Source organism: Methylobacterium sp. C33D (assembly GCF_053345825.1).
The window spans coordinates 1-307 of the sequence record NZ_JBKFAV010000200.1 but is presented as its reverse complement, the minus strand read 5'-3'; the positions used below and the strand labels follow the sequence as shown (position 1 = coordinate 307).

The 307-nt window shown below is 71.7% G+C and carries 1 protein-coding gene; it reads right to left on the bottom strand.

The features are described 5' to 3' along the window. On the bottom strand, window positions 1–307 hold a 307-nt coding region (locus ACLBXO_RS32025; RefSeq protein ID WP_447687950.1), incomplete at both ends, for a sensor histidine kinase.

The window sequence follows — 307 nt, the reverse complement described above, 5'->3', positions numbered from 1 at the left end:
TGTCCTCGGCGAGGGAGGCCAGCGGGAAGGGCCGCTCGGCGAGCTCGACCGCGCCGGCTTCCACCTTGGAGAAGTCGAGGATGTCGTTGACGACCGTGAGCAGTGCCGCGCCGGAGGAGCGGACCATCTCGGCCTGCCGTCGGGCGACGGCGTCGAGCCGGCCGGACGCCAGCACCAGGTCAGTGAACCCGATGACGGCGTTCAACGGCGTGCGGACCTCGTGGCACATCGAGGCCAGGAAGTCCGTCTTCGCCTGGTTCGCCCGCTCGGCCTCGGCGCGAGCCCGCTCAGCCGTGGCCTTCGCCTC